The sequence below is a fragment of the Rothia nasimurium genome (genome assembly GCF_928392795.1).
In the GTDB taxonomy this organism is placed as follows: Bacteria; Actinomycetota; Actinomycetes; order Actinomycetales; family Micrococcaceae; genus Rothia; species Rothia nasimurium_F.
Window position 1 is genome coordinate 192,849 of record NZ_CAKMTJ010000006.1, and the last position, 7,435, is coordinate 200,283.

A 7,435-nucleotide genomic window follows, 5' to 3' on the forward strand; every position below is an offset into this window, starting at 1 on the left:
AGCATGTTCTTAGAACGCGCTGATGAAGCTTTCGATTACCTTGGGCTGGCTGGGGCCCGGCCGTCCGCCCGCTACCGCCGGTTAAGCCTTACGCCCCAGCGATTCCAGGCGCACCAGCACCGACTTATACACCGGAGTGTTCGAGCGCTTCGCCGCCGAGTCCAGAGGAACCAGCACGTTACCCTCGGGCAGATAGACGGTGCAGCAGCCGCGGGCGTGATCGTACTCCACCACGCGGAAATTAGGAGCCCGACGCTCGCCGTCCTCCCAGACCGACACAATATCCACCAGGGAGCCGTCCTCAAGGTCCAGGGCGGCAATGTCGTCCCGGTGCATAAAGACCACGCGGCGGCCACCGCGCACACCGCGGTAGCGGTCGTCCAGCCCGTAAATCGTGGAATTGAACTGGTCATGCGAACGCACCGTCGACAGCAGCAGGTGACCCTCGGGGACATCCAGCACATTGGTCTCATTGACCGTCAACCGGGCCTTGCCGGTTTCGGTGTTGAAGACGCGCTCACGCGGGCCATTCGGCAGGTAGAAACCACCGGGCTTCTCAATCCGCTCGTTGTAGCGCTCAAACCCGGGGATAGTGCCCTCAATAGCCTCACGAATCACGCCGTAATCGTCGATCATAGGCTGCCAGAAATCATCACCAAAGGTTTCACGGCCCACCGAGCAAATAATCTCTACCTCTGACTTGAGGTCGAGGTCATCGTTAGCGGTGCGCTTGCCAATAGAAGCAGAGACGACGCCGAAGGAGTTCTCCACGGTAATCTTCTGCGGGCCGGACGCCTGCACATCGCGGTCGGTACGAGCCAGGACGGGCAGAATCAGGGCCTTCTCGCCGGGGAAGGCATGCGAACCGTTGGGCTTGGTCGAAAGATGGACGGTCATCTCCTGGCTGCTCATGGCCTTCTCGCAGGCGGTGGTATCTGAGGCAACGCGCACCAGGTTACCGCCCAGAGACATGAAGAACTGGTTCTTCCCATCGCGCATCTGGCGCAGGGCGTCCACGGTATCAAGGCCGTGCTCGCGGGGGACGGGGAAGCCGAAGTAGTCTTCAAGAGCCGCAAGGAAGGGCTCGGGCATCTTCTCCCAGATACCCACAGTGCGGTTGCCCTGCACGTTCGAGTGGCCGCGGAAGGGGGCTGAACCGGCCCCGGGCTTGCCCATGTTGCCGGTGAGGAAGAGGAAGTTCATCATCTCCCGCAGGGTACCCACCGATTCACGGTGCTGGGTGACGCCCAGAGTCCAGGAAACAATAGCGTTTTCTGAAGCCTCTACCAGGTCGGCAACCCGCGCCACCTGGGCAGCCGAGATACCAGAGCCGCGTTCCAGCTCAGCGTCGTCCAGACCCAAAAGGTGCTCGCGCAGCTGCTCGAAGCCGTCCGTAAATTTCTCAATGAAAACGTGGTCGATGGCGTCGCGCCGAATCAGCTCTTTGTTGAGCTGCTGGAAGAAGGCGCGGTCGCCGTCCAGCCGCACCTGCAGGTACTCGTCCGCCAGCTTCTCGGGCACAATCATGCCCACCGGCGACTGGGGTTCGCGGAAGGCCATCAGGCCGGTTTCGGGCATGGGGTTGAGCACCACCATCTTGCCGCCGTTTTCCTTCATCTTCTTGAAGCTGGTCAGCGAACGCGGGTGGTTGGTGCCGGGGTTCTGCCCCACCGAGATGAGCAGGTCGGTGGTTTCGAGGTCGCTCATGGTGATTGAGCCCTTGCCCAGGCCGGCGACCTCTTTGAGGGCGACGCCGGTGGACTCGTGGCAGAGGTTGCCACAGTCGGGCAGGTTGTTGGAGCCCAGGCGGCGGGCCAGGAGCTGGAAGGCGTAGGCGGCCTCGTTGGAGGCGCGGCCCGAGGTGTAGAAAACGGCCTTTGTGGGGTCGGTTTTCTTGAGCTGCTCGGCAATCAGTTCAAAGGCACGCTCCCAGGTGACGGGGCGGTAGTGGTCGTCGCCGCTGGAGCGGTCGTAGAGTAGGGGCTGGGTGATGCGGCCCTGCTTGCCCAGCCAGAAATCGGTCTTGTCGCGCAGCTCGGTCACAGAGTACTGCGCCCAGAAATCGACGCCCGCGCGTTCGGGGGTGGTCTCCTCAGCGATCGCCTTGGCGCCGTTTTCGCAGAACTCCACCACGTTCATGTCTTTCTGGTGGGGTTCGGGCCAAGCGCAGCCGGGGCAGTCGACGCCGCCGTGCTGGTTCATATTAATCAGGGGGAGCAGACCGCGCGCCGGAATCGCGTGGGCCATAGCGTGCAGCACACCACCGGGGCCCGCCGCAACCTTGGTGCGGTGGCCAATCTTGGGATTATCAAAGGCCGTGGCTTCTTCGCTCACGCGGCTGACAACAGGGACGTCTTCGTGCTTGCTTACCGTGCTCATACACCCCAGTGTAGCGCGCTGTAGGCCAGGTTACTGAGCCAACTGGCCAGAGTAGAGGTTAAAACGGCGTTCTCGAGCAAAAGCTACCAGGGTGAGGCCCGATTCTTTGGCAAGATCCACAGCTAGCGAGGACGGGGCCGAAACCGCCACGAGCGCCGAGAAACCGGCCAGTACTGCCTTCTGTACCAGCTCAAAGGACGCCCGGGAGCTGACCACCAGCGTCCGCCCCGGTAGGCCGGGGGCGGGGGATTCTAGCCCACCGTTCATGAGCAGGTGGCCCACCACCTTGTCCACGGCGTTGTGGCGGCCGATGTCTTCGCGGGCTACCAGCAGTTCGCCGGACGGCTCAAAGACGGCGGCAGCGTGAATACCGCCGGTTTTCTTGAAAATTACCTGGTGGTCGCGCAGGCGGGAGGGCAGTTCCAGCACCTGCTCGGGGGTGAGCGCGGTGGGCGGTATGGGGCGACTCGCCTTGCCCATAATGGAGTCAATCGAGGCCGACCCACACACCCCGCAGGCTGAGTTGGTCACGGTCAGGCGCAGGGGTGCAGCCTTCTCAAAGAGGGGTAGGACGCCGCCCGGCGGGCTGGGGTGCGTAGCTTCAGGGACTGCGCGAGTCAGGTCAAGCACGTTGTAGGTGTTGGCGCCATCCGGCCCGGTCGCCCCGGCGCAGTAGCGGGCGGTGCTAATCTCAGCGGCGCTTTTAATCAGCCCTTCGGCGTGCAGGAACCCGTGGGCCAGCTCAATATCGTGCCCCGGAGTGCGCATGGTGGTGGTGACGGTCTGGCCATCCAGCCTGATTTCGAGGGGCTCTTCGGCAGTGAGGGCATCAGCCCGGCGGTCTACCGAAAAGGTGCCGTCGTCTTTGAGTACGTACCGGGTAGCCGGGGCGGTGCGATTAAGCCTGCCCATCGGCCCGCTCTTTATACTCGTCGATGAGGGTTTCCACCTGCGCCAAAGCCGAGCGGACGCGCTCCCCCGCCTGACCGTCGTCCACCTGGCTCTCTGCCTGCGCGGCCGCGTAACCCACCAGGAAGGCAGCCAAGGGCGCTGCCGGGCGCACCACCCCGTGCGCCACATGCTTGGTCATGCCCAGAAGGTGGGGCATGGCCTGCTCCATCAGGGCAGGGTCAAGATTCAGGCGGGTGGCCAACTCTGCAAGAAAATCGCGGGCAACCTCAAGGTCGCGAGGGTCTCTCTGGCTCATAACGCTCCAACGGTGCAGCGGGAAAAAATTTCAGTTTCAAACATACACCGGCACACCGCAAGAGCCTAGAGGGCTACGAAAGTGACGGCAAGACCGTCCTTCTCACCAAAACGCTCCAGATGGCGGCCCAGCACACCCTCAAGGCGCTCGCGCTTCTCGGGGCTCTCCGCGTAGGTCAGCAGGACAAGACGTTCAACGCCGTCAACCTCCTGCACCAGCACATCGCCGTAGCCACCAAAATTGCCGTCACGGTTGAAAGTCAGGCGGTGGCCACCCTCAATCTCTTCAGTCAGAATCTTGTGCCCAAAGTGGCTGGCCAACTGCTTGGCATAGCGGGCGGGGCGGTCGGTTTCCACCACTGCACGAGAGCGCGCGGTCAGGGTGTCGATGGAGGGGTAGGAGGCAGAATCCACGGTTAGCCTTTCTTATAAGTTAGGTTTACCTAAAATACTACCTCAGGGGCAGCCACTTCCAAGCCCTCCCCTTGCACAGCGTCACACCCGCCGCTCTCGCCAGAAACCGGCACACGGGCGTACACTAGACAGGTACATCAGCGCCGTCCGCACCAAAGACGGCGCACTTTCATTTCTGGGCCACACAAACCCACACGAGTATCTACGGATTTTCACGAATGTCTTCTGAGAACACCGCGGCTCACAAACCCGCACCCTCAGCACCCACCAGCGCCATCGACCGCTACTTCAAAATCACCGAACGCGGCTCCACCCTCTCCACCGAAGTCCGCGGCGGTCTAGCGACCTTCTTCGCCATGGCCTACATCGTGGTGCTCAACCCCCTCATCCTGGGCCTCGGCCCCGACGGCACAGGCAACACCCTCGGCGTCGAGCGCGTCGCTGCAGCAACCGCGCTCGTGGCGGGCGTCCTGACCATCATCATGGGCCTCTGGGCCAAGCAGCCCTTCGCCATGGCGGCGGGCCTGGGCGTCAACGCCCTGCTGGCCTCCACCATCGCAACCACCCCCAACCTGACCTGGCCCCAGATTATGGGCCTGGTCGTCTGGGCCGGTATTGTCATGGCTATTCTGGTACTAACCGGCTTCCGCCGCGCCGTCTTCGACGCCGTCCCCGAATCGCTCAAGACCGCCATTGTCGTGGGCATCGGCCTCTTCATCTCCCTGATTGGCCTGGTCAACGCGGGTATCGTCCGCCGTATGCCCGATGCCGCAGGCACCACCGTACCCGTCTCCTTCGGCGCCGGCGGCCACCTGCAGGGTTGGCCCATCTTCGTCTTCCTCTTCGGCCTCTTCCTCACCATCGCCCTCTTCATCCGCAACGTGCGCGGTGCGATTCTGATCGGTGTGGTTGCCTCAACCATCCTGGCAATCGTGCTGGAAAAGGTCTGGCCCTCCGGCTCATCCATGGACTCAGCCACCGGCTGGTCCCTCATGATCCCCGGCATCCCCACCCAGTGGATCGGCCACCCCGACCTCTCCCTGCTGGGCTCCGTTGATATGGTCGGTGCCTTCTCCGGTTCATCCCTGGGCGCCCTGGGCGCAACCATGCTCATGTTCGCTATCCTGCTGGCAGTCTTCTTCGACGTCATGGGCACCTCCGTGGGTCTGGCCTCTGAAGCTGGCACCATCGATGAGGACGGCAAGATCGAGAACATCGACCGCGTCCTGCTGATTGACGCCGCCGGTTCCGTGCTCGGTGGTGGCTCATCATCCTCAGCCCACCAGATCTTCGTGGAATCCGCCACCGGCATCGGTGAAGGCGCCCGCACCGGCTTCGCCAACATCGTCACCGGCGCCCTCTTCCTGCTGGCTGTCTTCATCTCCCCGCTGGTATCCATCGTGCCCTTCGAGGCTGTAGCCCCCGCCCTGGTGGTCGTTGGCTTCCTGATGGTCCGCCAGGCTGTTCACATCAACTGGACCGACTGGGGCCTGGGCATTCCCGCCTTCCTCACCATCATCATGATGCCCTTCACCTACTCCATCGCGGACGGTATCGGTGCCGGCTTCGTCGCTTTCACCTTCATCCGCCTGGTACAGGGCCGCGGCAAGGAAGTACACCCGATTATGTACATCGTCTCAGCCGCCTTCCTGGTCTTCTTCGGCATGGGCGTGATTGAGGGCTGGCTGCACGCCTAACCCTCCCCTTTCCTAAGTACCCCAGTTATGGCGCAGTTACCCCGGTTTTTACCCGAGGTGCCTGCACAAAAACTGGGGTATTTGCTTTTAAAGAGGACGGGTTGGCCGCCTGCCTACCTGTTTTAATAGAGGCATGCTTGAACCCGATACCCGCTGCCCCTGCGGCACCGGCGAAGTGTATGGCGCCTGCTGCGGCCGCTACCACTCCCGATTTGCCCAGGCCGGCGAACTAACTGCACCGACTCCCGAGGCGCTGATGCGCTCCCGCTTCACCGCCTTTGCGGTGGGCCTGCCCGACTACCTACTGGCTACCTGGCACCCGAGCACGCGACCGGCGTCCTTGCACCTCGACGACAGCCTGAGCTGGTACCGACTCGACATTCTCAGCACGGCAGGCGGCCCCTTTGACAGCGCTGGCGGCGTAGAGTTCGCCGCCTACTACCGGTCAGTGCCGGGGACGCCCGAGGGCGAGCGGGTGCGCGGAGTGCAGACCGAGGTCTCCCGCTTCACCAAGGACGGCGGGGTGTGGTTGTACGTTGACGGTGAGGTCAGCTAGCCCCGGCAAATATTTTCGCCCTATTCCTTTTCTCACGACCCTAGAGATTATCTCGGGGTGAAGAGAGAAGGGATAGGGCGATATTTTATTGGCCAGCGCGAAGCTGGGCGTCCAGCTGGGCCAGGTCGGCTTCGGGCTGGGCGTCGCGGCGCGGGGTAGCCGAACGGGCGAAGTCGCGCACCCAGGCGTCGTCCTTGTACTGGGCAGGCACCCCGCCGCCCAATAGTCGCTTAGTGATGGCGGCGGTGGCCAGGTCACCGGCTACCGGCAGGGGCGCGTGGGAGCCAGCGATAATGACATTGCCCTTGCGCCGTCCCTTGAGCATGGCCGGGTCGGCCACAATGCAGGTGTGTTCAAAGACCTGGGCGATAGCGGCTGCCTCGGCCCGGGCTCCGGCCAGGGAGCGGTCGTCGCCGCAGTTGATAATGTAGAGCCCGTTTGGGGCTAGCGAGCGCTCGGCCAGCTGGGTGAATTCGAGGGTGGTGAGAGGCTCCGGGGTGATGTAACCGGCGAAGACATCGCGGATGATGACGTCGCGCGAGGCCGGGGCGAGCCCTTCGGTGACGGCGCGGGCTTCACCCACCCTGATTTTGATGGTGGGAGCCTTGGGCAGGTCGAACCATTCGCGCACGTAGGCGGCAAGTTTGCCGTCGAGTTCGACGACGGTGTTGTGGGAGGCCGGGTAGACGTCGGCCAGGTAGCGGGCCATGGAGCAGGCTCCGCCGCCCAGGTGGGTGATGCGGAGCTTGGCCGGGTCGAGGTGGGTGTCGACGAAGGGTTCGATGACGGCCGCTAGCCAGCGCATGTATTCGAAGTCGAGTTCGCGGGGCTGGCCCAGCACGATGTGGGAGGATTCCATGCCGTTGATTTCGAGTACCCAGCCGCCGGGGGTGTAGTCGTCTTCGATGAGTTCGGCGATGCCGGTGTCGATGGGGTAGGTGCCTTCAACGAGGGCTTCGGGGGTTTCTACCTGTTTTTTGGGGGTTCGTCTGCGTTTTGCCACCCCTCTAGCCTAGTGGGTGGGGCGGGTGCTGGAGGGCTTGCTAGAGTGAGAGGGGACCTGACCCCTGTTTGGTGGACACCTGATATCCAGCCCGGTTGGGTTGGGAAGAAAGGTAATCTACCACCATGCCTAGGTACTCCGAACAGTTCAAACGTGATGCTGTGGCCCTCTATGAAAACA

Annotated in this window: 7 protein-coding genes; 2 read left to right on the forward strand and 5 right to left on the reverse strand. The window is 63.0% G+C overall.

Translation table 11 applies throughout. The features are described from left to right. Positions 1-81: 81 nt before the first annotated feature. From L6963_RS08205 to L6963_RS08220, 4 genes are all read right to left on the reverse strand, one after another. Positions 82-2,379, reverse strand: a complete 2,298-nt coding sequence (locus L6963_RS08205; protein WP_237207369.1) for an FdhF/YdeP family oxidoreductase — start codon at positions 2,377-2,379, stop codon at positions 82-84. Positions 2,380-2,409: 30 nt separating this feature from the next. Beyond that, on the reverse strand, positions 2,410-3,291 hold the full coding sequence (fdhD, locus tag L6963_RS08210) for a formate dehydrogenase accessory sulfurtransferase FdhD (RefSeq protein WP_237207370.1): 882 nt from the start codon (positions 3,289-3,291) through the stop codon (positions 2,410-2,412). Then, positions 3,278-3,586: a DUF6457 domain-containing protein gene (locus L6963_RS08215; RefSeq protein WP_237196214.1), complete on the reverse strand. Its 309-nt coding sequence runs from the start codon at positions 3,584-3,586 to the stop codon at positions 3,278-3,280. The genes fdhD and L6963_RS08215 overlap by 14 nt, the downstream gene beginning before the upstream one ends. 65 nt (positions 3,587-3,651) lie before the next feature. Next, a complete protein-coding gene (locus L6963_RS08220) occupies positions 3,652-3,999 on the reverse strand; it encodes a DUF2218 domain-containing protein (RefSeq protein WP_237196211.1) in 348 nt (115 codons plus the stop codon). Between the two features lie 218 nt (positions 4,000-4,217). Between L6963_RS08220 and L6963_RS08225 the strand changes: the two genes are divergently transcribed. Together L6963_RS08225 and L6963_RS08230 are read left to right on the forward strand one after the other, a co-directional pair. Continuing rightward, on the forward strand, positions 4,218-5,696 hold the full coding sequence (locus L6963_RS08225) for an NCS2 family permease (protein ID WP_237207371.1): 1,479 nt from the start codon (positions 4,218-4,220) through the stop codon (positions 5,694-5,696). 133 nt (positions 5,697-5,829) lie between these two features. Beyond that, positions 5,830-6,252, forward strand: coding sequence for a YchJ family protein (locus tag L6963_RS08230; RefSeq protein WP_237207372.1), 423 nt, complete (start codon positions 5,830-5,832; stop codon positions 6,250-6,252). An 85-nt stretch (positions 6,253-6,337) separates the two neighbouring features. Here the strand turns inward: L6963_RS08230 and L6963_RS08235 are convergent, their stop codons facing one another. Next, a complete protein-coding gene (locus tag L6963_RS08235; RefSeq protein WP_237207373.1) occupies positions 6,338-7,255 on the reverse strand; it encodes a spermidine synthase in 918 nt (305 codons plus the stop codon). Positions 7,256-7,435 lie beyond the last annotated feature (180 nt).

Excerpts from the sequence above, each read along its gene's own strand:
- L6963_RS08215 (WP_237196214.1), bottom strand. The coding sequence starts at position 3,586 with ATGAGCCAGAGAGACCCTCGCGACCTTGAGGTTGCCCGCGATTTTCTT.
- L6963_RS08230 (WP_237207372.1), top strand. The coding sequence starts at position 5,830 with ATGCTTGAACCCGATACCCGCTGCCCCTGCGGCACCGGCGAAGTGTAT.
- fdhD (WP_237207370.1), bottom strand. The coding sequence starts at position 3,291 with ATGGGCAGGCTTAATCGCACCGCCCCGGCTACCCGGTACGTACTCAAA.
- L6963_RS08205 (WP_237207369.1), bottom strand. The coding sequence starts at position 2,379 with ATGAGCACGGTAAGCAAGCACGAAGACGTCCCTGTTGTCAGCCGCGTG.
- L6963_RS08225 (WP_237207371.1), top strand. The coding sequence starts at position 4,218 with ATGTCTTCTGAGAACACCGCGGCTCACAAACCCGCACCCTCAGCACCC.